At 45.5% G+C, this 25,663-nt stretch carries 21 protein-coding genes and 1 pseudogene; 16 read left to right on the forward strand and 6 right to left on the reverse strand.

Annotated elements, in window-relative coordinates; all coding sequences use genetic code 11:
- Positions 1 to 227: 227 nt before the first annotated feature.
- Positions 228 to 845, forward strand: a complete 618-nt coding sequence (locus JUB14_RS25435; RefSeq protein WP_207509691.1) for a recombinase family protein — start codon at positions 228 to 230, stop codon at positions 843 to 845.
- Between the two features lie 35 nt (positions 846 to 880).
- On the opposite strand, the gene JUB14_RS25440 is transcribed toward JUB14_RS25435, so the two are convergent.
- A complete protein-coding gene (locus JUB14_RS25440; protein ID WP_207509692.1) occupies positions 881 to 1,318 on the reverse strand; it encodes a hypothetical protein in 438 nt (145 codons plus the stop codon).
- Between the two features lie 100 nt (positions 1,319 to 1,418).
- Here JUB14_RS25440 and JUB14_RS25445 point away from each other — a divergent pair, with 100 nt between their 5' ends.
- On the forward strand, positions 1,419 to 1,622 hold the full coding sequence (locus tag JUB14_RS25445) for an integrase catalytic domain-containing protein (protein ID WP_207509693.1): 204 nt from the start codon (positions 1,419 to 1,421) through the stop codon (positions 1,620 to 1,622).
- A 1-nt stretch (position 1,623) separates the two neighbouring features.
- Here the strand turns inward: JUB14_RS25445 and JUB14_RS25450 are convergent, their stop codons facing one another.
- Positions 1,624 to 2,631 (reverse strand): IS110 family RNA-guided transposase, encoded by a 1,008-nt coding sequence (locus JUB14_RS25450; protein WP_207509694.1) that lies wholly within the window; start codon positions 2,629 to 2,631, stop codon positions 1,624 to 1,626.
- Positions 2,632 to 2,834: 203 nt separating this feature from the next.
- Here JUB14_RS25450 and JUB14_RS25455 point away from each other — a divergent pair, with 203 nt between their 5' ends.
- Complete coding sequence (locus JUB14_RS25455) at positions 2,835 to 3,119, forward strand: integrase core domain-containing protein (protein WP_207509695.1); 285 nt, start codon at positions 2,835 to 2,837, stop codon at positions 3,117 to 3,119.
- A gap of 77 nt (positions 3,120 to 3,196) precedes the next feature.
- Here the strand turns inward: JUB14_RS25455 and JUB14_RS25460 are convergent, their stop codons facing one another.
- A complete protein-coding gene (locus tag JUB14_RS25460) occupies positions 3,197 to 3,655 on the reverse strand; it encodes a DUF4172 domain-containing protein (RefSeq protein ID WP_207509696.1) in 459 nt (152 codons plus the stop codon).
- A 267-nt stretch (positions 3,656 to 3,922) separates the two neighbouring features.
- On the opposite strand from JUB14_RS25460, the gene JUB14_RS25465 reads away from it, so the two are divergent.
- The 7 genes from JUB14_RS25465 to JUB14_RS25495 all read left to right on the forward strand — a co-directional run bounded on the left by JUB14_RS25465 (position 3,923) and on the right by JUB14_RS25495 (position 16,221).
- Complete coding sequence (locus JUB14_RS25465; protein ID WP_229368297.1) at positions 3,923 to 4,546, forward strand: RNA polymerase sigma factor; 624 nt, start codon at positions 3,923 to 3,925, stop codon at positions 4,544 to 4,546.
- An 87-nt stretch (positions 4,547 to 4,633) separates the two neighbouring features.
- The gene (locus JUB14_RS25470; RefSeq protein WP_207509697.1) at positions 4,634 to 5,776 is read left to right on the forward strand and encodes a FecR family protein; all 1,143 of its coding nucleotides are present in this window, start codon (positions 4,634 to 4,636) and stop codon (positions 5,774 to 5,776) included.
- A 312-nt stretch (positions 5,777 to 6,088) separates the two neighbouring features.
- Positions 6,089 to 9,301, forward strand: a complete 3,213-nt coding sequence (locus JUB14_RS25475; RefSeq protein ID WP_207509698.1) for a TonB-dependent receptor — start codon at positions 6,089 to 6,091, stop codon at positions 9,299 to 9,301.
- A gap of 37 nt (positions 9,302 to 9,338) precedes the next feature.
- Positions 9,339 to 10,931 carry a RagB/SusD family nutrient uptake outer membrane protein gene (locus JUB14_RS25480; protein ID WP_207509699.1) on the forward strand — a complete coding sequence of 531 codons (1,593 nt, stop codon included), beginning with the start codon at positions 9,339 to 9,341 and terminating at the stop codon, positions 10,929 to 10,931.
- Positions 10,932 to 11,073: 142 nt separating this feature from the next.
- Positions 11,074 to 12,444, forward strand: a complete 1,371-nt coding sequence (locus JUB14_RS25485) for a sulfatase family protein (RefSeq protein ID WP_229368298.1) — start codon at positions 11,074 to 11,076, stop codon at positions 12,442 to 12,444.
- Between the two features lie 112 nt (positions 12,445 to 12,556).
- Positions 12,557 to 14,038: an arylsulfatase gene (locus JUB14_RS25490; RefSeq protein WP_207509701.1), complete on the forward strand. Its 1,482-nt coding sequence runs from the start codon at positions 12,557 to 12,559 to the stop codon at positions 14,036 to 14,038.
- Positions 14,039 to 14,136: 98 nt separating this feature from the next.
- Positions 14,137 to 16,221 carry a sulfatase-like hydrolase/transferase gene (locus tag JUB14_RS25495; protein WP_207509702.1) on the forward strand — a complete coding sequence of 695 codons (2,085 nt, stop codon included), beginning with the start codon at positions 14,137 to 14,139 and terminating at the stop codon, positions 16,219 to 16,221.
- Between the two features lie 681 nt (positions 16,222 to 16,902).
- On the opposite strand, the pseudogene JUB14_RS25500 reads toward JUB14_RS25495, so the two are convergent.
- From JUB14_RS25500 to JUB14_RS25510, 3 genes and pseudogenes are all read right to left on the reverse strand, one after another.
- Positions 16,903 to 18,314 (reverse strand): annotated as a pseudogene (locus tag JUB14_RS25500) (IS3 family transposase).
- Positions 18,315 to 18,557: 243 nt separating this feature from the next.
- Positions 18,558 to 20,252, reverse strand: a complete 1,695-nt coding sequence (locus tag JUB14_RS25505) for a TlpA family protein disulfide reductase (protein ID WP_207509703.1) — start codon at positions 20,250 to 20,252, stop codon at positions 18,558 to 18,560.
- An 813-nt stretch (positions 20,253 to 21,065) separates the two neighbouring features.
- Complete coding sequence (locus tag JUB14_RS25510; RefSeq protein WP_207509704.1) at positions 21,066 to 21,209, reverse strand: hypothetical protein; 144 nt, start codon at positions 21,207 to 21,209, stop codon at positions 21,066 to 21,068.
- A gap of 104 nt (positions 21,210 to 21,313) precedes the next feature.
- Between JUB14_RS25510 and JUB14_RS25515 the strand changes: the two genes are divergently transcribed.
- Genes JUB14_RS25515 through JUB14_RS25540 form a run of 6 tightly spaced genes read left to right on the forward strand, consistent with a single transcriptional unit; the run spans position 21,314 to position 25,609 of the window.
- The gene (locus JUB14_RS25515) at positions 21,314 to 23,206 is read left to right on the forward strand and encodes a cbb3-type cytochrome c oxidase subunit I (protein ID WP_229368300.1); all 1,893 of its coding nucleotides are present in this window, start codon (positions 21,314 to 21,316) and stop codon (positions 23,204 to 23,206) included.
- Between the two features lie 53 nt (positions 23,207 to 23,259).
- On the forward strand, positions 23,260 to 24,279 hold the full coding sequence (locus tag JUB14_RS25520; protein WP_207509705.1) for a cbb3-type cytochrome c oxidase subunit II: 1,020 nt from the start codon (positions 23,260 to 23,262) through the stop codon (positions 24,277 to 24,279).
- Between the two features lie 20 nt (positions 24,280 to 24,299).
- Positions 24,300 to 24,551, forward strand: a complete 252-nt coding sequence (locus JUB14_RS25525) for a hexameric tyrosine-coordinated heme protein (RefSeq protein WP_207509706.1) — start codon at positions 24,300 to 24,302, stop codon at positions 24,549 to 24,551.
- Positions 24,548 to 24,805: a hypothetical protein gene (locus JUB14_RS25530; protein ID WP_207509707.1), complete on the forward strand. Its 258-nt coding sequence runs from the start codon at positions 24,548 to 24,550 to the stop codon at positions 24,803 to 24,805. Before JUB14_RS25525 ends, JUB14_RS25530 begins: the two co-directional genes overlap by 4 nt.
- A gap of 4 nt (positions 24,806 to 24,809) precedes the next feature.
- Entirely contained in the window at positions 24,810 to 25,217 is a 408-nt protein-coding gene (locus tag JUB14_RS25535; protein ID WP_207509708.1) for a cytochrome C, read from the forward strand.
- Complete coding sequence (locus JUB14_RS25540; protein ID WP_207509709.1) at positions 25,214 to 25,609, forward strand: group III truncated hemoglobin; 396 nt, start codon at positions 25,214 to 25,216, stop codon at positions 25,607 to 25,609. The genes JUB14_RS25535 and JUB14_RS25540 overlap by 4 nt, the downstream gene beginning before the upstream one ends.
- The last annotated feature ends 54 nt before the right edge of the window (positions 25,610 to 25,663 follow it).

Genomic DNA, 25,663 nt, shown 5'->3' on the forward strand with positions numbered 1-25,663 from the left:
ACTCAACAAGTGCGGATATAATACACTTAGTTAAATTACATGGCAACATAAACAATGGCAGAAAGAAGGGTCATCAGGATCTAGTGAGGAGTACTGGAGCAGTCAAAAAATTATAGAATAAACGGTCATATAAACCATAAGGATAATTTGATGAAAACCTTTTAATATTACACCTCTATTATTATAGAATAAGCACTTGGATAAGGTTTTTATCTAATCATCATAAAATGCCCCGTACTATTGCCTATTTACGTGTCTCGACTTTGGACCAGGACCTGGAAAAGAACAAAGCCAACATTCTGCACCTGGCCAACGAGAAAAGCCTTGGTAAGGTCGAGTTTATCCAGGAAAAGATATCAGGTAAGGTCGCTTGGCGCAGCCGGAAAATTGGCCCGCTCCTTGATGAGCTCAGGAAGGGAGATGTGATTCTGCTTAGTGAATTCTCCCGGCTCGGAAGGTCCATGCTGGAATGTATGGAGATCATCTCCATTGCTATGCAAAAGGGCATTAAAATTTACACCGTCAAAGGAGCCTGGCAGCTCGACGACTCGATCCAGAGCAAAGTCATGGCCATGGTTTTCTCGATGGCATCAGAAATAGAAAGAGACCTGATCAGTAAGCGCACCCGGGAGTCACTGGCGGCAAAGAAATTATCCGGAGTAAAATTGGGTAGACCTATGGGCCCGGGCAAGAGTAAGCTGGACCAGTTCAGGCCTGAGATAGAAGCCTTGCTGCTGAGTGGTTCAACACAGAAGTACATTGCCGACCGGTACCGCATCACAGAGGCAACTTTATCGAATTGGATTAAAAAGAATGGTATCAAAAAATACAAAAGAGCTGCCTGACACTGGTGTAAACTTACATCAAGACGATACAAAGATTATACAAATCTATCGCGTAGCTCATAGGCAACTGGTGAATTATACTGAATAAGCCATTCAAGGATTTTAAGGAAGCTCTCTCGATATAACTGACTTCTTCGCATCTCCTGCTTATGGCGATAATAGGAGCGCTGCACTAGTCTTTCCAAAGAATGAATTAGTGTATCATCTTTTTCATGATCCACTAGTTCGTCACTAAGCCATGGAAGACAGCCCGGTACCAATTCCTTAAGTCCTATGTCAGACATTAATCTTACAGCAGCAGATATATTATGTCTACCAAATTCCTCAAACCATTTTTTATAAACGCCTAATTTTCCCTCCATTGGCTTCCAATACTCGGCATGTTCATTCCATCCATCATTTTGATAATCGAATCTCAAAAACAAAAATTGAAGCAATTCATAGCTAGAATGAATACGTATGACTTCTGTCAACTCTTCCCATAAAGGCCACAACTTCTTTCAACAGTGTTAGATGACTTCTCCCGCTATATTATTGCCTGGGATCGGACGGCCGACGCCGCTCTGCTCCAGCATGCAGGCTACTGATGCGGAACGGACGATTCGGTTAGCTCTGGAGCAGGCTGAACTCAAGCCTGAGCAGCGACCTCGAATCCTAACTGATAATGGCTCAGCCTATGTTTCTCACCACCTGAGAGAGTATTTAAAAGGGGAACATATTGATCACGTACGAGGAGCGCCCCTGCATCCCATGACACAGCCGGGCGGATTTCTATGATTTAAACAACAGAAGGGGAATAAAATTTATCATATTTTTCGCCCCTTCTGACGACTGCATATATTCTATGAATTAGCTTGTTGCGTACCGCATTGATCACTGACATCTTGCTTTTCCCTTCACCAACTTTCCGTAGATAATAGTCACGTAGTTCTCCTTTCACTCGAATGGCTGAGATTGCTCCTAAATGAAAAAGACTTTTAAGCCGTTTTCGAGCGTGCTGGCTCACACCCGGTCTACTGCGAATACTTATACCAGATTTATATTCAAACGGGGCAACACCCGCATGGCAAGCCATTTGTTTGGGATCCGCGATGGTTCTCAGCTCATTAGTGGCGATGATTACTTCGGTAGCGGTTGCTACGCCCACTCCCGGGACGGATGTAATTAGGCCAAAGAGTTGTTGAAGGTACTCATCCTGCTCAACAAGCCTACTAATAGCCTGGTCTATGGCTTTTCGGTCTCGCTCCAAGGCTGCTAATGAGGCTTTACAGCTTTTCTGGAGCTGCTTTTGTAGGGATGGTTCAATAAAACTTTGTTGTTCAGATAACGGGTTAGCCAATTGATTATACACTTGAATAAGCCGTTGTCTGGTCGCACTTAGGAAGGCCAACCGTTGAACAACTGGACGGGGAGGTTGCCATAATCGCAGACGATCCCGGAACCGGTAAGCATATTCAGCTATCCTTTGAGCATCGATAGTATCGGTTTTGCCACGCTGTAAACCACCGGCCCGTTTGATTTGTAAGCTGCATTCTAACCAGATCGGGAATTGCAATCTGTGAAGGAAATCTAACAGATGAGCATTGTAAACTCCCGTGTGCTCCATGCAGAAAATAGCCTGTTTAGGATTCCAGTTTGGTAGGTTTTTTAATAATCGAAGTGCTGTTTTGATGCCAGCTACAGAGTTAGGCGTATTAGTCTGCAAGATGACCTTATTTGACTCAAATACTGCCCAATCTAGAGTGTTCTTAGAAATGTCGATCCCCACGAAATAGCGAATGTCCATAATAAAACCTAGTTTAGTAGTGAAGTAAATGGTACACTTGCCATGTTGTTCAATACCTTGATACTGGGGCTTCATCCCGAATTTCTATGCGAACCTTGGCAAGTTGGAACAGAGCGGGTCCTAAATCCACCCATTGGTCGTTAACCTGGCCGGCATGCCATAGGGAAGCCCGCTCTGTGTTTCTTTCTGAAAGTCACTACTTCTTGAAATTTCACCACTATGCAAACCTAAAGGCCGGAGCCGGAAAGATTGAGCGGTATCACCGGTCGATGAGGAATGTGGTGTTGCTGGAGCATTACTATAGTCCCGAGGAGTTGAAAGCGCGGCTGGCCGAATGGGTGGCATACTACAAACAACAGCGTTATCATGAGTCACTCGAGAACGTCACCCCTATGGAAGCATATCTGGGCTTACAGCATCAGCGCCTTGCGGAGCGGCAAAAAGCCAAGTCGCACTGCTGCGACAGACCGTCGGCGCCCCGGAGTTAACGATGTTGAGACGCCGGAAAAGCGGTGCGCCGCTGCGATTATATTTGTCAAAAAGTCCAGAATTCGTAAAGTATCTCTTAGCCTTTTAACTTAAATTGTCCACTTTCCGCTGACGATCTACAGTAGCCACCAACTATCTTCAAATTGACCCTTCCATTCAAAATCATTTTATGCCATAAAAAGATTCGTTCTTCGCCAAGAGGTTCCTCATAATTTCTATATAAATCCACCATCAACTGGGAAACGCCTGTTTCCTTTGGCTCGCATCTACTTCCATCGGTTTGCAGCCCCAGATGTTTTCTGATGGACGACTGAACGGAGTCTCGGTCTAATATCTCCCCTTCAATTTTTGAGGTATCTACTGCTGCCTTACTGAATAGGGCAACCCGTAGCTCATCAACTTCATCCGAAGAGATCGCTGTCAGCGATCCAATAAAAAAGCCTGCATTGCGATGAAACTCTCGCTCAAAATAGGTAAACCTTGTTGTATCATACGTGAACTTCGGCCAGTTCCCTAGTTCCCAAATCCACGTCATCAGTTAAAGAAATACTTTTATAACTGATGCTATTAAAGGAGATAAGATGGGCAAACTGCAAAGGGCTCGTTAACAATCTCATCCTGATAGTAGTTTGCACCGTTTACATTTCTCGACTTTCTATACATCATGTTACATCTGCTTCCCATAAGTTCCACTTATGTTATCTAAGAGCGAACTTCCAGCACAACGACACTTGGAATTTATTTCTTTATGTGTATCCTAGCTGAGACTTAGCGCAACAACATCTGGGAGCATTAAAAGCAAATGGCAACGGGTAAGAAGCGATATAAGTTTACTTTCCTGTTTAACCATTTACAGATAGTGAAGATCCTCAACATGAGTTATAAGAAAGAGGAAATGTTGTTATGGGAAGCCTTTCAATCAGGTGATGAAGAGGCCTATACTCAGCTGTATCGCCTACATGTAAAAGTCATGTACAGGTATGGGATGAGTCTGGTTTCTGTGTCTGAAGCTTTTGTATTTGATTGTATTCACGATGTTTTTACAGAGCTATGGATCAAACGGGAAAGGCTCTCCGTCCCAGATAATATTCGCTATTATTTATTGAAGTCACTTAAGGTAAGGATTCTGCATCTACTTAAACGGAAAGAACAGGTTTATGTCCCCCTTACAGAGGAAGATTACGATAATCTCTGGGATGACTCTTCGGATGAAATCTTCCGGATGGATGAGCTATTCAATAGACAGGATTTAATAAATAAATTAGTTGCTCAGCTTTCCCCTCGTCAACAGGAAGCGCTTCGACTGCGGTACGTGGAAAATATGGATTATGGTGAGATCGCATCTATGCTTTCTGTCAATCGGCAATCTGCACAGAACTTAGTCCATAGAGCGGTCGAGAAGCTTAGGAGCTGGATACCTATATAATTATTATAATTTTTCTCCTTTTTTTATAAACAAGTGAGTATGATAGTAGGGAGTTGGTCATCTATATGAAAAGACAGCCCTATTACCGTGCAAAAAGATTACAAAAGCTTCACTATTGTTGATTTTGCTACTGATGATGCTTTTTTACAGCATCACCTTAATCCTACCAGAGATTCCCAATCCTTCTGGGAAAACTGGTTAGCACGTAATCCATCTCAAGTAGAAGAGTGGCAACAAGCCCAAAAGCTTCTTGAGGCAGTACGGCTGGGCTTAGAAGACTATACCCGAACCTTTCTTTCCAAAGAAGCAGAAGAACAGCTTCTAAACCGGATTCTCAATACCAATGCACTATATAGCCATGGCTCTACCGGATCACCTGCAATAGTAAGTGCCACCTGGGGGAAAATTTTCGCGGTGGCTGCTTGTCTGCTGATTATGCTCAGTATCGGAGCCAATTATTTTTACGGCAAAAAGACCGAGGATAGTAGAACGATATACAACAGGCATAAAGCCCTTCTTTTTAGTTCAGTTATTGAAAAAGCTAATACAACATCACAAGTTGACTCTATTAAGCTACCCGATGGTTCGACTGTTCTACTATATCCAGGAAGTTTGATCAGTTATTCAACTGAATTTGGAAAAACAAACCGTACTGTGAGTATCTCAGGTAGAACCATGCTGGATGTAGTTAAAAATCCAGAAAAGCCCTTTATCGTATATGCGAATGAATTAGTTACCAGGGTTCTTGGCACCCGCTTTGAAGTTGAAGCTTACGAAGATTCGAAGGACGTCGTTGTAAAAGTGCTGAGTGGACAGGTAAGTGTATTCAAAAATGGTACCTTGACAACGGAGCACAAATCAGAAGCTGAGCAGGCAGGGGTGGTACTAAAGCAAAACCAGCAAGTGAAATTTTCACGGCAATCCGAAGAATTCAACAAGAAACTTGTTGACTCCCCACTGCCTGTAATCCAGAATACATCACAAGCTCCTAGCTTCACTTACGAGGAAACCAGTGTAGTTTCTGTCTTTGAGGATCTTGAAAAGGCTTATGGTATTGACATCATCTATACAAAAAGCCAGCTAGAGACCTGTCAGCTAACAGCCTCACTTTCTAATGAAGCTTTCAAGGATAAGTTAAACATTATCTGCAAATCAATTGGCGCAACCTATGAAGTGGTAGATGCCTATATCATTATTCATTCTTCCGGTTGTAAATCCCTTCAATCCTAAACCTTTAAACCTTATCTAACCCACAGAATAGTATGATTACATAATTACTTACCCTTACCGTATTAGAAGTAGTCAGCGCTGTTGCCCCACCGCTGGCTTGCTACCCCAAACAGCCTCATCTGGCTGACAGGGAATCTTTTGCCCTAATCTTTGAAAAAGAACAAAACAACTAAATGTATGAAACATGTGAATTCTATACTAATTCAGTGTATGAAAATATCAATGGTCCAAGGCTTTCTTGCCTTTATTTTCATAAGTTCAGCTTGGTCAAGTAGTCTTTCTGCTCAGGAAGTTTTAGAACGCAGAATAACATTGAAGGTCACGGAAGAGAGTGTTAAAGAGGTGCTGAAAGAAATTGAGAAGCTAGCGGAGACAAAGTTCTCTTATAGTCCACAGGTAATTCAATCAGGTCGTAAGGTAACTTTAAATGTCCAGAACAGGCCACTCAGGGATGTGCTGGACATGCTCTTTAAACCCTTGCAAATCAGTTACGAACAAGCTGGTAAACAGATCATACTCAGTAATGAGCTTAAACAGCAGGGCACTTTACAAAACAAGGACTTAAATTCAGCTAGTGCCACACTTCAGGCGGTAAGCGGTAAGGTAACTGACGAGAAAGGAGAGGGGCTACCTGGGGTAAGTGTAATTCTAAAAGGTACTCAGCGGGGGACAACGACCAATGCAGAGGGGCAATTTCAGTTAGATGTTCCTGATGGTACTGCTGTGTTGGTTTTTAGCTTCGTGGGTTATAAAAGTCAGGAAGTGACAGTAGGAACTAAGACTACTTTCACAATTCAGATGGAATCTGACGTAGCTAATCTGTCAGAAGTGGTGGTGGTTGGTTTTGGTACCCAGAAAAAGGTAACCATGACGAGTGCTGTATCTACCATTCAAAATGAACAGATTACTTCCCGTCCGGTTGGCAATGTTCAGCAATCTCTGCAGGGTTTAGCACCAGGCTTAACAGTACTGGACCGTGGTGGTGCTCCGGGCCGGACAAGTGCTACCATGCGAATCAGGGGTATTAGTACACTCGGTGACAACTCCGCACTAGTCGTAGTAGACGGAGTAGAGCAAACGCTGTTTGATATGAACCCGGAGGACATCGAATCGGTAACAGTACTGAAAGATGCCTCTTCCACGGCCATTTATGGATCTCGCGGTGCCAATGGAGTTATACTAGTAACGACTAAACGTGGGAAAGCAGGTAAGGTTTCTGTAAACTACAATGGCTACTACGGAATTCAAACCTCGATTAATAGCCCGGAAATGATGGACCTGGAGCCCTACATGCGCCTTCAGCAAACTGCTTACCGCAATGTAGGTGCCGCTTTGCCACCTCGTTATACGGATGAATCTATTAATAATTGGATCAATGCTACTGATCGATTAAAGTATCCCTTACCCAATACGTGGTTTGAAACCATGCTTAATCCTGCTCCCATGTCCAACCAGACCCTATCCGTAAGCGGGGGTAATGAAAATTTCAGAGCGAGAGCAAGTATACGCATGATGGATCAGGCAGGTATGATCACCAATTATGGCGCTAAGATCAAGGAGATACGACTCAATACAGATTTTAATGTATCTCCAAAGATCAGGTTTAATACCGATGTCAACTACCGGTATAATACTTCTACGGCACCAACCGGAAACGTAATTAATTTTTTTTACCACGGATCATTATGGGCTGTACCTAAGTATCCGGATGGTACCTATGGTTTGAGCCAGCAGGGAAATAATCCGCTGATGTACGCAGAAATGAGTGGGTTAAACCGTGAAGCAGTAGATCGAATGCTGGGTAGTGTAAAAGGTGAATGGGACATTCTGGACAACCTTACCCTTTCGGTACAGATAGCCGGAAATTATACAGGAATCTACCAGAAAGAATTCAATAACGCCTTTACCAACCGGGATCCCAATACAGGTGTAGTGAAAACAATCGCCAATAATTCGCTGACTGAAACACGGAATCAGCGACGCGAGTATACTATTACGGATCTTTTGACTTACCACCGCGACTGGGGAAGCCATAACTTCAGCATCATGGGGGGCTACCAGGAATACTACTACCAATTTTTTGGACTGAATGCGTATCGTCAGCAGTTCTATAACAATGATATCCAGTCAATAGGGCAGGGAATTAATGATGCTACCAAAAACAACGGTGGTTACGACGAAGAAGGAGGCCTTCGGTCCTTCTTTGGCCGGGTCAACTATACCTATGCCAATAAGTACCTGCTTGAGCTGAACGCCCGGCGGGATGGCTCCTCCCGTTTCTCGCCTGCCCGCCAATTTGCCTTCTTTCCATCGGGATCTTTGGGCTGGCGTATCTCCGAAGAGGAGTTTTTTAGCTCTTTAAAGAATGTATTCAATGAGTTAAAACTCCGTGGCTCCTATGGGCAAACTGGTAACCAGGCCATCTCTCCTTACCTGTTCTTCCCTCAGCTAACAGCAACCAGCTATACATTTGGTGGTAATGTGGTGGCAGGCTACCGTCAGGCTACTCGTATAGATCCTAACGTTACCTGGGAAACCAACACCCAAACAAACCTTGGATTAGATGCCTCGCTGTTACAGCGAAAGCTTAACATTACCTTCGATGTATATAAGAAAATAACCGATGGAATCCTGCTGAATCTGCCTATCCCGCAAACGATTGGACTCTTGCCTGGACCACAGAATGCAGGTATAGTGGAAAATAAAGGATTAGAATTGGGAGTCTCCTTCCAGAATACAACTAGTGGAGGGTTAGATTATAGCCTGAATGGTAACTTCTCCATGAATAATAACAAGGTACTAAGTCTGAACGGAACAGGTCCTTATATTACAGGCTCCGATATAGATCCCCGCTATATCATTCAGGAAGGTTTACCCATCAATGCCCACTGGGGGTATTTGACAAATGGTCTTATCCAAACGGAAGCTGATGCTGAGTCATCCCCGTATTTTCAGCGGACAGCTAAGCCTGGTGACGTGGACTTTGTAGATCTGAACAATGACGGGATCATCACTACGGCTGATATGACCTTGATTGGAAACCCATTCCCTAAGTATTCCTTCAGCCTCAATAGCAGTACCGGATACAAAAACTTCCAGTTGAATATTCTTTTCCAGGGTACAGCTGATGTAGATGTACGTTTGTCAGGTGCACTTTCAGAGCAGGGAAACTATGAAGGGTTCACGCATAAGATTTATACCAATAACTACTGGACTCCCGAGAACACTAGTGCCCGTTTTCCCCGACCTACTAAGCTCGATTTGCGTAATCAGGCTACTACTGATCGCCTGATTATAGATGGTTCATACCTGCGCCTCAAAAACATCCAGCTGGTATACAACATACCTGCGAAGTTTAGCAGCAAGCTTTGGATTCAGCGGGCTAGCGTTTATGTTTCAGCCACCAATGTCTTCACTATCTCTAAGCTTAATGAATGGAACTTAGATCCCGAAGTGGAATCAGGACGTGGTGTTTATTATCCTCAATCTGCTATGAAGACCCTGGGTGTCAACCTTCAATTCTAACTCGATTCTTTACCAGACTATAAATTATATATAGCATATGAAATTCTGTTCAAAAACCCGTCTTCTCTTATCAATGGCTGCCATGTCATTGATGCTGGCTTCCTGTCAGGAGAATTTGCTGAATCCCATACCTAACGATCGCATTTCAACAGCCACTTTCTGGAAAACGGAGAGTGATGCCCTGCTGGCGGCTAATGCAGCCTACAGTTACCTGACAGGACTCAACATGTTTGCTCTGGATGGAATCACAGATATTGGCCATACGAATCAAGTATTCAATGTGAACGCTTTTATTGAGAGTGGTACCCATGATGCCTCCAACTCACGTATAAATGATGAGTGGGCCAACGCCTATGCGGGTATAGCTACGGTGAACGACTTTCTTGAAAATGTAGACAAGGTTACAACCACCAATAGTGCGCTAATTGAGCGCCTGAAGGCTGAAATGCGTTTTCTGCGTGCCTTTCACTACGTCAATCTCGCAGGTTTATATGGAGGGGTACCCTTAGTTACTAAAACACTAACTACTGACGAAGCCAAGCAGCTTAAACGTGATGATGTACAGAAAGTATGGGACTTTGTTACAACAGAGTTGACCGCCGTAGCTAACGTATTACCTGCCAGTTATCCGGCAGCTGACAAAGGGCGTATTACTAAGGGAGCTGCCCTTTCGCTGCTGGCCCGGGCTAACCTCTATTCAGGCCGTTATCAGCAAGCGGCTGAGGCTGCCAGTGAAGTGATGAAGTTGGGATATAGCCTCTACCCTCAGTATGGCAAACTGTTTAGCTATTCGGCAGAAAACAATTCCGAAGTTATTCTCGACCATCAGTATATTAGTAGTGCCGGGCTAAGTCATAATGTGTTTGCCAATATGGGACCTTACAGCCAGAAAACAGCCAATAATACCTTTGTTCCGACTAAACAGTTGGCTGACGCCTTTACTATGGCGAATGGTCTTCCGATCACAGACCCATCAAGTGGATTCAATCCGCGTGATCCTTATAAGAATCGGGATCCACGTATGGGCTTTACGATGTTTCTGTCGGGTGATCCCCTTCCCAGTGGGGCTGCTTTTCGTCCAGAGCCTAACAGCGGAACTGCGGATGCAATCGGTAATACATACCTGGCTACCACTACTGGCTATGTCCTAAAAAAATACATCAATCCGGAGGACTTTGCTACCCCTGCCGTGAGTGGTATCAATCTAATTCTTATACGGTATGCTGAAGTCCTGCTGACTTATGCCGAGGCTAAAATTGAACAAAACCAGTTAGATCAGTCGGTTTACGACGCCATTAATTTGGTACGTAACGGCCGTCAGGACGTAAAGCTCCCCTCTATCACTACTGGTTTATCACAGGCACAACTGCGTGATATAGTTCGTCATGAGCGGATGGTTGAACTCGCATTTGAAGGACTAAGACTATTTGACATCCGACGCTGGAAGACGGCTGAAAAAGTTATGCCTGGCAGCATATACGGTATGACATGGCTTGATAACAACGACCTGAAGACGGTACAGGTACAAGCTTTTGAACGGGTCTTTAATCCCAATCGCGATTATTTGTGGCCCATTCCTCAAAAAGAACTGGATTTGAATAAAGAACTTACCCAAAATCCGGGCTGGTAATAGCAGCCCTATTATCTATCCTGATTACTTTCCTTCTTCCTAATTATCAGAAGGAAAGTAATCTCTAATGTCAAGTATTATGAAAAGAATAGTTGTAGCCATACTTGTAACGGTAGTTCTCTCAGGCTTTTTGGCTCTACCTATGTCAAAGAAACCCAACCAACCCAATGTCATTCTCTTTTTTATGGATGATATGGGATATGGTGATTTATCCAGCTACGGTGCATTGGGTTATCAAACGCCTAATCTTGACCGAATGGCGGCCGAGGGAACACGTTTCACTAACTTTCTGGTGGCACAAGCGGTATGCTCAGCTTCACGGGCCGCTTTGCTTACGGGCTGTTATCCAAATCGCATTGGGCTCTATGGGGCTTTGGGGCCAAACTCGCCCATTGGTATCAACACCAACGAGGAGACTATACCTGAATTATTAAAAGAGCAAGGATATGCAACTGGTATATTCGGAAAATGGCATCTGGGTAATCAGCCCCAATTCCTGCCCTTGCAGCATGGTTTTGATGAGTACTATGGTGTTCCTTATTCACACGATATGTGGCCATTGCATCCGGCACAGGCAAGAGCTAATTACCCAACCCTGCATTTGATTGAAGGGAATAAACCCGTTAAGCCCGTTAATACTCTGGAGGATGCTAGTGAATTAACGGCTACCTTTACCCATAAGGCAGTGCAGTTTATCCGTAACCATAAGAAGAGTCCGTTCTTCCTCTACATCCCTCATCCCTTGCCTCATGTTCCCCTGGCGGCTTCTCCTCGTTTTCGCGGCAAGAGCTCCCGTGGACTTTTTGGTGATGTGATGATGGAGCTGGATTGGTCGGTGGGCCAGATTCTGGATGAAGTAAAAAAACAGGGACTGGATAAAAACACAATCGTTATTTTCACCAGTGACAACGGTCCCTGGCTCAACTATGGGGACCATGCTGGTTCGTCGGGTGGTTTCAGAGAAGGAAAAGGAACCTCATTTGACGGTGGACATCGCGTACCTTGTATTATCCGTTGGCCCGGAGAGGTTCCGGCCGGCAGGGTAAGCAACAAGCTGCTGTCTACAATTGATATCCTCCCAACAATTGTTTCACTTAGCGGTGCAAGGTTACCCAAACAAAAAATAGATGGAGTTGACTTCAAAGCTCTCCTGAAAGGAGACGACAGTGTCACTCCCCGTGAGAAGTTCTACTACTACTACCGGCGCAACAGCCTGGAAGCTGTCAGGAAGGGCGACTGGAAGCTGGTTTTTGCCCATGAGGGACGATCATACGAAGGGCAGCGACCGGGCACCGATGGCCTGCCAGGTCCAGCCCCTGAGAATCATCCGTTCCCCATGGCGCTTTACAATCTAAGTCGTGACCCGGGGGAACGCTATGATGTAAAGGACCTGCATCCGGCCGTTGTGGCTGAGCTACAAAAAATAGCGGAAGAGGCACGCGATGATCTGGGTGATGATATCACGAAAAGATCTGGAAGTAATGTCCGTGAAAGCGGTGTAGCTTCTAAATAAACCTGGTACTTCCAAACCCGATAAGTAGCTAAGGCACTCTTTAGCTACTTATCCACTTTTTTGCATGATACAGTTGAAGCCCTTTACTGATTACTTCTGAACTTCAAATCCAATGCGAACTATTATTCTATTGCTACTCCTCACTATCCTAAGCAGTGAGCTGCTGGTAAAGGCTCAGAAAGTTTCGAGGCCTAATATTATATATATCTACGCTGATGATTTAGGATATGCAGAGCTGGGCTGCTACGGTCAGAAGAAAATTCGTACACCGAATATCGATAGGCTTGCCAGGGAAGGAATCCGCTTCACTGATTACTACACCAGCACACCCGTATGTGCGCCCTCCCGGTGTCAACTCCTGACGGGTACGCACGCTGGACATTCCTATATCCGAGGCAACTATGAACTAGGAGGCTTCGCAGATTCCCTTGAAAGAGGTCAACTACCTCTTCCGTCTAACACAGCTACAATCGGGACTATGCTACAGAAGGTTGGCTATAAAACTGCTTGTATTGGAAAATGGGGATTGGGCATGGGATATAGTACCGGCAACCCCAACAGGCAAGGCTTTGACTATTTCTATGGGTATTACGATCAGAAACAAGCCCATAACTATTATCCTACCCACTTATGGGAAAATGGAAAATGGGACACACTGAATAATCCCGTAATAGATGTACACCGTCGTCTTGATCCTCAAACGGCAACGGCTGATGATTTTAACTACTACAAAGGTAAGGACTTTGCCATTGATAGAATGGCAGAGAAAGCTCATAAATTTATCCGGGAAAACAAGAACAACTCCTTCTTTCTGTATCTGCCATTCACCATACCTCATGTTTCTCTGCAGGCTCCCCAAGAAGCAGTTAAAGAATACATAGGGAAGTTCGAGGAAAAGCCTTACTATGGACAGCAAAATTATGCATCTACGCCCTACCCACGTGCTACCTATGCCGCAATGATCACCTATATGGATAAGAAGGTAGGTGAGGTAATGGCTCTGGTCAAAGAGGTGGGACTCGATGAGAATACCATTATCATTTTCACCTCTGATAATGGGACAACCTTTAACGGGGGGGTAGACGCTAAATTCTTCGAAAGCGTAGGTCCGTTCAGAGGTCTTAAGATGGATATGTATGAAGGAGGAATTCGGATGCCGATGGTGGCCAGATGGCCTGGGAAGATAGCTCCAGGTCGCGTAACAGATCATGTAGCCGTCCATTATGATGTTATGGCCACCCTGGCCGAGCTGGTAAAAGCGGGCCCTGTAGAAACAGATGGCATCTCCTTCCTTCCCACTTTACTGGGGCAAACATGCCGGCAGAAAAAGCATGAGTACCTCTATTTTGAGTATCCCGAAAAAGGAGGGCAACTAGCTATTCGGTCAGGCAAGTGGAAGGGAGTCAAGGTAGATATGAAAAAGAACAAGAAGGCTCAGTGGGAACTTTATGATCTGGAAAAAGACAAAGGTGAAACCTCAGATCTGGCTGCTAAACATCCTGATATTATAAAAAGATTTGATCAGATAGTAAAAAAGGAGCACCGGCCCTCCCACATACCTGAGTGGGAGTTTGTACAGACTGATATCAGGTAGCCAGGTGAAAGATAAACTATATTTAGTAGGGTATCAACACCTTGTAAAGCGGCCGGAATACTCCCCTAACACAACATCCTTAAACAAGAAGTTAACTCATGATAAGAGTAACAAGTATCTTACTGCCCCTACTGGTTCTACTCAGTCAAATAGCCTGCCGAAAACCAGCAGAAAAATCCAGTGCCGCTCAAAAATCTCCCAATATCATATTCATCCTCACGGATGATCTGGGTTATGGTGATCTAGGAGTATTGTTTCAGAATGGCAGAGAGACCCAAGGAAAGCCATTTTTCAAAACACCACATCTGGATGAGATGGCTCGTCAGGGACTGCTTCTTACACGTCATTATGTACCAGCCCCTGTTTGTGCACCTTCCCGTGCCTCGCTGATGTTAGGACAGCACCAGGGACACGCCAACATACGGAACAATCAATTTGATAAAGCTCTGGCTGACAATCATACACTGGCATCCGTGATGAAGGAGGCTGGCTACGCGACCGGAATTGTAGGAAAATGGGGGTTACAGGGTCTGGAGGGTAACAGTCCAACTACCTGGGAGGCCTATCCAACCAAACGTGGCTTTGACTACTTCCTGGGCTATGTCCGCCACCGCGATGGACACAACCACTATCCTGCCCACAATGCCAGAGAGCGTCCCCCGGTAGAACTCTACCATGGACAGGAGGAGATATCAAAGCAGCTTAAAGGAGTATATACCGCCGATTTGTTTACAGCCGGAGCAAAAAAATGGATCATTGATCAGAAGCAAAAGCAGTCTAATAAACCTTTCTTTTTATATCTGGCGTATGACACTCCCCACGCAGGGCTGCAGGTACCTGCCTCACCCTATCCGGCCGGAGGAGGTCTGAAGGGAGGAATACAGTGGAAAGGGAAGGCAGGCAGCTTCATCAATACAGTATCAGATACGATTGACTACTATATTCATCCCGATTATGCCTCCAAAGACTGGCCCGATGAGCAAAAGCGTCATGCTACAATGGTGCGCCGTATTGATGATAGCATAGGTGATCTGATGCAGCTTTTAAAAGATCTGGACATTGATGAAAATACCCTGGTGATCTTTACTTCCGACAACGGTCCCCATACGGAGTCCTATGGCTATGGTCCCTATAAACCTACTTTCTTTGACAGCTACGGAGTCATGGATGGCATCAAACGAGATGTTTGGGAGGGGGGCATCCGTGTTCCCACCATTGTCCGGTGGCCAGGGCATACGCCCGTAGGGCAGCGAAACGATACCCCCAGTGGTTTCCACGACTGGTTACCTACCTTTGCGCAGCTAGCGGGTGTTCCATCACCGGCCAATACCGATGGTTTATCATTGGTGCCCACCCTAACGGGAAAAGCAAATCAGCAGCAACCTTCTACCGTGTACATCGAGTACCAGGTCAATGGAAACACTCCCGATTTTGAGATCTTCGAAGCCTCCCATCAAGGGCAGGCACACGGAGAGATGCAGGTCCTATATCTGGACGGGTACAAAGGCATACGTACTAATATACATTCATCGCAGAATAACTTTAAGATTTATGATACGCGGAGCGACGCCAAAGAGAAAAATGACCTAAGCAGCAGCACCCCGTATTTTCAAGAACTTCAGAAGCGAATGAAAGAACGGGTACTCCGCCTGCGTCGTCCCGATACCAGTGCTGTCAGGCCCTACGACACCGTAGCCATTCCAGCTATTGCCGAGGTACAACCTATGGAGGAGGGACTTGAATATGGGGTGTATGAAGTTACCACTCCCTGGACACCGGTACCAGGTAGCCTTGCTGTAAAACCCAAAAAGGTCGGCCAGAGCAAGGGGCTGGACCTGAGTATGCGTACCCGTGACAAAGACATAGTTATTGAGTACCAGGGCTTACTGGAAGTACCTCAAACCGGTGAATATACCTTTACTATTCAGACGGACGGAGGAGCTGTACTCCGACTGCATGATGCTACTATCCTGGATGCTGATAAGGGATACAAGTCAGGTACTACCCTGAGTAGTAGGGTCTATCTGGAGAAGGGCTTCCATCCACTCCGCCTGGTATACGCTGGAGGAGCAGAAACAGTACCTACTCTTAGAACTACCTGGAGTGGCCCCGGTTTTACAATGCAGCCGTTAGCCCTTCATCACAAAGCCGAACATAGCAGCAATAGCAGAACTGGAAAGTAAGAGAGGTTCAAAATTTAGTTGGCATTAAAATTGAAAACATGAAATAAATGAAAAATCTTCTTATTGGTATAGCCACGTCTACTGATCCAGCCAAAGGCATTTAGTGGTCAAAGATCATAGTCAGACTAAAATCCTAAAGTTTCCAAATTAAAAATTGTGAGAAGGTTTCATATTTTAAACTAGGTTACTAACGACAAATGCAGAGATAGGTGCTAGTATCTAGTAAGGTTAAGTGGCCAAATAAGATTAACAAAAAAACTGCTCCTGAGATCCATGTGAATTTAAAGCGGAAGAATAGCTATATGGGCTCTTTTGAGGAGGTGTTCCAGATCAAAATCTTTTTTCATCAGTCATGAACTTGTACATAAAAATATTTTTTGCAAGAATTTCTTCTTCCGATAAGTGAACATTATCAGAAGTATTTTTAAAAATCCCAAAGCTGCTGACAATCATGAGTACCGATAAGGTACTAAATACACAATAGCAAGCATGTCGTTTAGCATATACTGGGCAATAGGTGCTGATAGCAACTAAATTGTTAAGTAATGATTCTTACAGAATTAACGTGATAATGTATTTTCTATGAGCCTGTTTATTAAAGGATAATCAATTTAACAGTACCTATAATGTAGATCGTCAGCGAAAAGTGGACAACTGCGGGTGAAAAGAGAAGAGAAGGTTTTATCCTCTTTGGAGTTGCTGAAAAATATGATTTTTCCGACGTATAAGCATTGACATATGCTTGATTTTTTGCCGCTGGGCCAAGATCTGATCTTGAAGGCCCCAATAAGCATCCGCTGGCCTTACGTTTTCTAGTGATTCATGATATCGTTGGTAGTTATAATAAGTTACCCACTCCGCCAGACGATTGCTTAGTTCATCAGGACTGAAATAGTGCTCTAATAACAACACATTTTTCATGGATCGATGATAACGTTCAATTTTACCCTGGGTCATTGGATGATAGGGAGCACATCGGACGTGATCAATGCCTTCCCCTTTCAAATATTCCTTTAGATACCGAGATACATACGCTGATCCATTGTCCGACAAGATACGAGGCCGCTGACCTGTACTCAAACTACTAGCTTGTAGAGCCGCCTGCACCGTTCGCTCCACATCTACCGCCTGCATGCTTGGACATAGTTCCCAAGCCAGGATGTAGCGCGAGTAGTCATCTAACACTGTCGAGAGATAGTACCAGCCCCACTGTTTTATCTTGAAATAAGTAAAATCCGTCTGCCACAGCTGATTCGGCGCAGTTGTGGGATTGTAGAACTGCTCGGCAGCTTCCATTAGTCGGTAAGCAGGCGTAGTCACCAGACCTCGGCTTTTCAGAATACGGTAGACTGTGGACTCCGACACAAACCATCCTTCATTGTCAACTATATAGCATGCTAGTTCTCGACTGGAAAGATCTGGTCGTTCCAGAGCTAGCTCTATGATCCGACTTTTTTCAGCAGGGGGCAGTTGGTTCCAACTACTCGTGCGTTGGTAAGGTTGATCAGCCAATCCATCGTAACCATCATTCAAATAGCGTTTATACCGCAGCGGCGGACCGCCATTGATAAAAGGTAGATCGATTAATACCTAACTCCTGCAAGGTTGCTTTTACACTAACGCTTGACTGTTCAACCAACGTGATAATTTCCATTTTTTCGGACTGAGTCATATGATGATAGGGATTATTCGTCGGCTTTAAGACTTTTTTTTAATGCCCTATTCTCCAGGCTCAGTTCGGCCACCAGTTGCTTGAGTGCTTCATTTTCTGACTTGATGGTTTGCACTTCTGGAGCAGTGGCCTCCCGGGTCGTATCACCCGCCAAGCGTTTTTTACCTGCTTCCAGGAACTCCTTACTCCAGCGATAGTACACGTTGGTGTTGAGTCCTTCGCGGCGACAGATTTCAGCCACAGATTGTTCGCCTTGCAAGCCTTCCAGTACGATTCGGATTTTCTCCTCAGCAGTGTATTGGCGCCGGCTTTGTCGCTGAATATCTTTAATAATGGAAAAGGCAGATGGGCGCTCCGGAGTAGATGAGGCTGATTGATCCGTTTTGGAGTGCCTAGGCGTTCTTTTAGATGGTTTGGACATAACTAAGGTAATTTGGGTGAAACAATTTACTAAATTGTCTCTTCCCTTTTTCTTCCCTTCTGTCCATTTTTACTTGACTATGTACAATTGTGTCGTTATTGTTATGCCTTTAATGTAAATGTATCTAATTTCGTTAGTACCTGCAATTATGTAGTTTAATATTGATCTTGTGAAGCTACATTGTACACCTCAATATGTACAGAAACGGTCATTTTAATATAGGACAGGTCAGCAAGAGTACCCCTATCTTGACTTAAGAATCTCAATTACATCAGATAATTCCCGAACATCGTCATTAAGATCACTACTTATCCCAATCTTTCTATACTGGATGTTAAACCCCTTATCGACAACAAGCTTTGTTGGTAATCCTGTTACGTCTAATGATGAAGCCACCGAACTAAAATTATCGAAATAAAGTGTATGCTGCGGCATTCTACGAAACAATTGCAGGGCTTTGGGACGATTACTATCACTTGTGTTTACAAAAAGAAATAGCACATCTGATTCTTCTTTATATCGTTTAGCCAAGTCAGACATCCCTGGTAGACCCGCTATGCACGGCGCACACCAGGAGGCCCAAAAATCAATGACCAGGATTTTTCCCGTAAGATCGCCAAGCGCAATAGCGTTACCTCGATAATCCTGCAAAGACAAGTCCCTTGGAAACGGCACATTAATAAATTCATTTTGAATGGTAATCCTCCTCTCTTCCCTAAGCTGGTGTTCTACATCTGATAGACTATTCTTGCTTTTAAACACCTGATCATATTTTGCGATAAAGTCAGGATCAATCTTTCCATTACGTTTCAATATTGCCTCAATTTCTTGCCTAGCCTTCGCAACCATTCCCAGTTCTATCAAACATTGGATGTAGCTATGGTTGATTGCGGCCTTACTTCCTTTCGTCAATGTTATGGCCGCTTCCCTTAAAAGTGGCAAGGCCTCCGAGTGACGCTTGAGTAAAGTCAGGTACTTGGCATGCTGTTCGATCGCTTCGGCCAGGTCAACGTTTCGACGAGACTGTACCATAGAATCGGTTAAGTAAGGACGTTCAATCGGAATACGTGGATCGTGTAAACGGAGACGATGCTCCTCCACCGATCTCCTGCTTAGTAGCTCGCCCAACGCTAGATTCCTAGAAGTAGAACGAAGAACTAGTCGTGCCGAAGTAGTGTAGGCATACTTTCTATACTCAGCAGGTAAAGAATCAACCTCATTTTGCCAGAAAGTCGGCATTTCCGGTCCCTTGTAAGCCTCCGCAACTTTAGTCAACAGTTGAACACCCCGATTGGTCAGGACTCGCCTGGTCCACTCGTCGGGGATTCTTGGGACATATGTCTTCTTAAAATCAAGATAGATATCATAAATCTTTTGAAAGTCATTGGTCAGGTATGCATCTTTTAGTGATTGCAAAGATTCAGTCTGTAACGCCCAGGATCCCTTGGGGAATCGTCTGAAAACCTCCGACTTATAGTGCCTGGATAATTCTTCCTCACCCAGGAGATGATAAAAATTGCTAATTCCAGTCAAATAATCCCATTCCGTCAGAGTAGGCAGGTTTGCGTAAAAATCGAGCTCCCGAATGAAAATGGATTTCTCATGGCTGTCATTTAAGTCTAATGTTTTGAGATAATGGCGAATGTATTTTGATTTCAGATGTGGATAAAGCTCAAATTCCTTTTCAAACAGCTCTTTCGCCTGCTTCTTCTGTGCAACCAGATGATACGTTTCGGGACTCCAGGCTCCCGCATAGAACTCCGCAATACTTGCGTGTGCCAATGGAACGGCATTACCTTCGTTCCTCAGTAAAACCCAGTACCCTTTTCCGGTCTTATTGTCAATATTTCGGGCCGAGTCCATGAAGATGGTTAGAACACTTACCTCTTGATCTTTTAAATGATACACACCAGAAGCGGTCAAACCGTCCGTTACCAAGGGAATCTCCTTTGCTGTTGGAATGGCACTTGTGTTACTAGCGTATACTATACACCGTACACTACCACAATCGACATCCTGGCCCCCCGAACATCGATACACAATTTTTAGGGTGTCCCCTCGCCTGGGCTCTTCAGGATAAAATTCAACACGACTTTGTTCCCTTTGCGCTTGTATGCTGTTTGGCAATACACAGCCAAAAAGCAAACAGGTGGCACCAAGACACCACCTGCCAAATAATACCCTCGTCTTACTATTACATCCCATAATTGACGGAAAGACATTCCTGGTTAGTCGTTGATAGAAAGCATTAGTACTTTAAAAGATCGAAGAGTCGGCTTAGTCAAGCTTGATAAATTCGGGTCGATCAATTATTTCTATACGAGAAGGTCGAGTCTCTTTTCCATCCCCACCTACTCTAACAGTCAATCCATTGTCAGCCTCGAGATAACCAAGGCATAAAGCAGGAGCCAGGCGAGCAAGCGGAAGTAGAAACGCCTTGGTAGAATTTGCAGAAAATTCCACCAAGGCGATAAATTACCCACAAGGTAACGCCTTTTGCAGTGGCTAGTCAATACTGCAAATCCGGTATATTAGTGTCTCGTCCTGATAAAACTCTACCGTCTTTTTTACCTATGTACTAAAATGATGGGTTCAGGTCAGAGATCGAAGCCTTGCTGCTGAATGGTTCCACTCAGAAGTACATTGGCGACCGTTACCGCATCACAGAAGCCACGCTGTCAAACCGCTCAGGCGGCCTTGTGGGTCAAAAAGTATAAAAGAGCAGCTTGACACTGGACAAGGTGTAAAAAGTCAGAATGAGAGACCACGCCGTTCATTTACAATATTCTTCGATGATAGAATGCGCTTTTTATTCTGCCCCCTTTCCAAGGCTTTGGCATACGCCAGTTGCAACACGTGCAGGTCATACTGCCGATTGATAAGCTGATCCTGCATCCTTGACACCTACCCAAACGATAATTTATAAAACCTTTTTAAGATATGTTTGTCTTTTTTAGAATAATTGTCTACTTTAACCGCAGAGCTTAATAATTTTTACAATGAATGTAGCCCATCCTATAAAGCCCCGCTTGCGAAAGTTAAGCAAGCTGTTGTCGGGCCTGTTACTAACCGCCTTCTGCTTTGTTGCGACAGGTGTAACGGCACAAACAGAAACTACTCCCACCAAAGAAGGGCTCATGAGCATGCCTGGTATTCTTATTACCATTACACTGCTGCTGATACCGATTTCAGGCGCTCTGCTGCTGTTGGTAGTTAAAGTATGGGCGCTGTTAAAGCACTTACGCACCAAAAAGCATGCTGTAGAAGCCAGCCGCTATGCCGAATACCTGCAAACTCTTAGTGAAGAGCAACTGAGTGTTTTACATACCCATAAAAAGAATCAGGAATATCGTCTGAAGGGGGGGGAGCTCACTGGTCCTTTTGCTCCTGAGGATACGCGCGGGCTCCTGAGCAGGGTGAACCATAAGGCCAACATCCGCTTTATCGCGGCTAAGCGCAAATCTCTGGAGCGCCCTGCGGTAGACCCCCAGCTTTCCCGGCTTATTTTGTGGTTGCTGGGTACGGCCACTTTCTGGCTGCTTTTCGGCACTAGCATTGGCCAATACCTGGGAATTAAGTTTGTAGCACCCGATATTGACCACCAGAGCTGGTTGAGCTTTGGCAGGCTGCGGCCAGTGCATACCAATGCAGTTTTCTGGGGTTGGTCATCGCTGGCCATGCTGGGGCTTGGGTATTACGTGGTACCGCGTGTAAGTAACGTAAGACTACATAGCTTAAAAGCAGGCTGGTGGACGCTCATTCTCATTAATGCGGCTGTTATGCTGGGCTCACTTGCCCTTATGGCCGGCATTAACAACGGTGGTGGCGAATACCGCGAATATGTGTGGCCCATTCAGCTGCTGTTTGGCATAGGGCTGATTATTACGCTGTACAATTTCATAAGAACAGTATCCAAACGCAAGACGAAAGAAATCTATGTATCTAACTGGTACATAGTAGCAGCGGTAATGTTTGCCATTGTAATTTCCATTGTGGCGTATGTGCCCAGCTATCAGTCTGGTCTGGGCGAAACCATTATCCAGGGCTATTACATGCACCAGGGCGTCGGCATGTGGTTCATGCTCTTTACCCTGGGGCTGGTCTATTATTACCTGCCCCAGCAGCTTAATAAACCTATCTATTCCTACAGTCTGGGGATACTGGCATTTTGGTCTCAGATATTCTTTTATACCGTCATTGGCACCCACCATTTTGTGTTTAGTGCCATTCCCTGGTCGCTGCAAACCGTTGCCATTGTAGGGAGCGCTGGTATGGCCATTCCGGTAATTGCAGGTACCACGAACTTCATAATGACCTTCCGCGGTGCCTGGCACAAGGTAGCAGGCAGCTACACTCTGCCGTTCTTTATCGTCGGCATTATCTTCTACTTTACCGGCTCTTTGCAGGGCACGGCCGAGGCTTTCCGCAGCACTAACCTCATCTGGCACTTTACAGATTTTACCGTAGCACACTCGCACCTGACCATGTACGGCATTATCGCCTTTTTCCTGTGGGGAGGCATCTATGCCATCGTGCCGCGCATTACCCGACAGGAACCGCCTCAGGTAACGGTGGGTATTCATTTCTGGATGGCCTTTATCGGCATGATGTTCTACACCATTCCGCTAATGTGGGGCGGTACCCTGCGCGGGCTAATGTGGATAGAAGGGCTTCCCTTTATTGAAAGCGTAGTGCTGATGGCCCCTTTCTGGCTATGGCGCGCAATTGGTGGCACGCTCATGTGGGTGTCACACTTCATCTTCGCCTACAACATGTACCGCATGATAAAGCCGCGTAAAATAATCAACATCAACAATACGGCTATCGGTATTCTTGACAGAGATGGCTATGAGCTGGTGGACATAGTGAACAAGGAAAAGCCAGCTGTTTAAGGCCAGAAACAAATTAGCATAAATCATAAATTGCCGGTTGGCAACCAAAGCATATGATGGAATTTTTTAATGATTACCGAAAACTGTACTCATCTGCACTGGGCCTCTTTCTGTTATTAACGGTGCTGGTGGCCATTTTACCTGCCTTCGATAACCAGAACAACAATGGTCCGCTACCCAATGCTGTTGCACTTCAGGGTGAGGCCCTGGAAGGCAAGGCCATATATGTATCAAATGGCTGCGTGGCCTGCCACACCCAGCAGGTGCGTAACCTGGAGATGGACAGGGTTTGGGGGGCGCGGCCCAGCATTGCCGCCGACTATGCCGATATCAACCGCATGGACCTCTGGCGCAATACCGCTACCCTGATGGGTACCGAACGTACCGGTCCCGACCTGGCCAATGTAGGATCCCGCCAGCCTAGCGCTACCTGGAATTTACTGCACCTGTACCAGCCACGGGCCGTAGTGGAAGAATCTATCATGCCGGCCTACCCATGGCTGTTTAAAGAAAAGGAAGTAGTAGAAGAAGGCGATGTAGAGGTGGTGGTGCCAGATCGATTCCGAGTTGGTGTAAACGGAAAAATTGTAGCAACCGATGAGGCCCTTAAACTGGTGGCGTACCTGCAGTCTCTGAAACAGGTAGAGCTGCCAGGTACCATGCCCGCCCCCAATTTCCTTTACAAGCAGGAGAAGAAAGAAGCTGCTGCGCTTGCCACAGGAGCAGGAGAGACGGAGGGGCTGGATGGAGCTGCCCTTTATACTGCCAACTGCCAAAGCTGCCACCAGGCCAATGGCGAGGGTTTGAAAGGGGCCTTCCCGCCGCTGAAAGGCAGCAGTGTTGTGCTGGATGATAATCCGGAGTTGTACGTGGAGGTGATTATGAATGGCTACGACGCCCACCCTGAGTATGCCTCCATGCCAGCCGTAGGCACCAACAGCAAGCTAACAGCAGCAGAAGTTACCGCCATTATGAACCACGAGCGGACTAACTGGGGCAACAAGGCGCGTCTGGTAACCGAAGAAGAGGTTCAGAAAATAATGGACTACCTGAAGCAAACCACAAAACAATAACAGTATAAACCCCTATTTCCATGCAACACCCACAGGAAGACTACCTACCAAGCCTGCTGACTGCTACACCTTTTGAAGGACGGCAGCTGGCCATTACCCTGGCCAGAAAAACCATTGGCACCATACAGCCAGATGCCAGCATTCGTCAGCAGCTGCGCGATAGCTACGCTAATGATACTGCACAGCTCATTGCCTCTGCACAGGTAGTGGCAGTAGAGTTTCAGACCATTGCGCAGGCAAACAATTACTGGAAAAAAACGAGTAACCCATGAATAGATTCCTGCTTACAAGCCTTCTACTTTTGTTAAGCATTGCTGCTTTTGCCTGTCCCGCCTGCGAAAAGCAACAGCCTGAGCTCCTAAGGGGCGTCAGCCACGGGGCAGGGCCGCAAAGCAACTGGGATTATGTAATTGTCTGGGCCGCAGTACTCATTGTGCTGGCTACACTTTTTTATACTATTAAGTGGCTAGTTAAGCCTGGCGAAAAAAGCGAGGAGCACATTAAAAGAACCGTATTAGAATTCTGAAACCATGGAAGACAGAAGTTCTGTAATAATTTTTATAGATGATGACCAGCAACCGGTAGGCTCTTTTAAATCGCCTATCAACTTTGAACTGGATACACGCAAGCTACCCGACGGAGAGCACTTTCTGCGTATCGTGAGCCAGGATCCATCCGGCAAAGAGGGCATTCGCAAAATACCTTTTACCGTCCGCAATGGTCCCGACATTACGGTAGAAGGCCTTCAGGAGAACGAAGTGGTAGATGGTGTTTTGCCCATAATGGTGAGTGCTTATGGCAAGGGGGACCAGAAAATATTCCTCATAGAAGGCAGCGAAACCCCTCGCAGCATCCCCAACTGGATTTGGGTCCTGCACATCGGTTTTGGTGGCTGGGCCATTTATTACCTCCTTACCCAACTCTTTATTGCACCATGACTGCGAAACACGACATTGACGGACTGGCCGATATAAAAGTCCTTGTAGATACTTTCTACGACTATGTGCGCCAGGATAGACTGCTGGCACCAATTTTTCAGGAGCACCTACATAATAACTGGGGGCCACACCTGGAGAAAATGTATGCCTTCTGGAATGCAGCGCTTTTTGGCGTCCGGGGCTATGTAGGCAACCCTTTTGCCAGGCACGCCTCAATGCTCGTTAGTAGCGAACATTTTGAGCAATGGCTGACCCTCTTCAACAGAGCTGTGGCAAATCATTTTGAAGGCCCCGTGGCAGACGATGCCAGAAGGCGGGCCGGAATTATGGCGGCAACCTTCTATAGGCGTATCCAGGAACAGCAGGGAACAGGCAGGAGAACACAGGTGTAAACGCCACCGTTAAAGCTGTGCAGCTTTCGCGTTAAAAAGTACCGCTGTTGCAGG

This window comes from Telluribacter humicola (assembly GCF_017355935.1).
GTDB classification, from domain to species: Bacteria; Bacteroidota; Bacteroidia; order Cytophagales; family Spirosomataceae; genus Telluribacter; species Telluribacter humicola.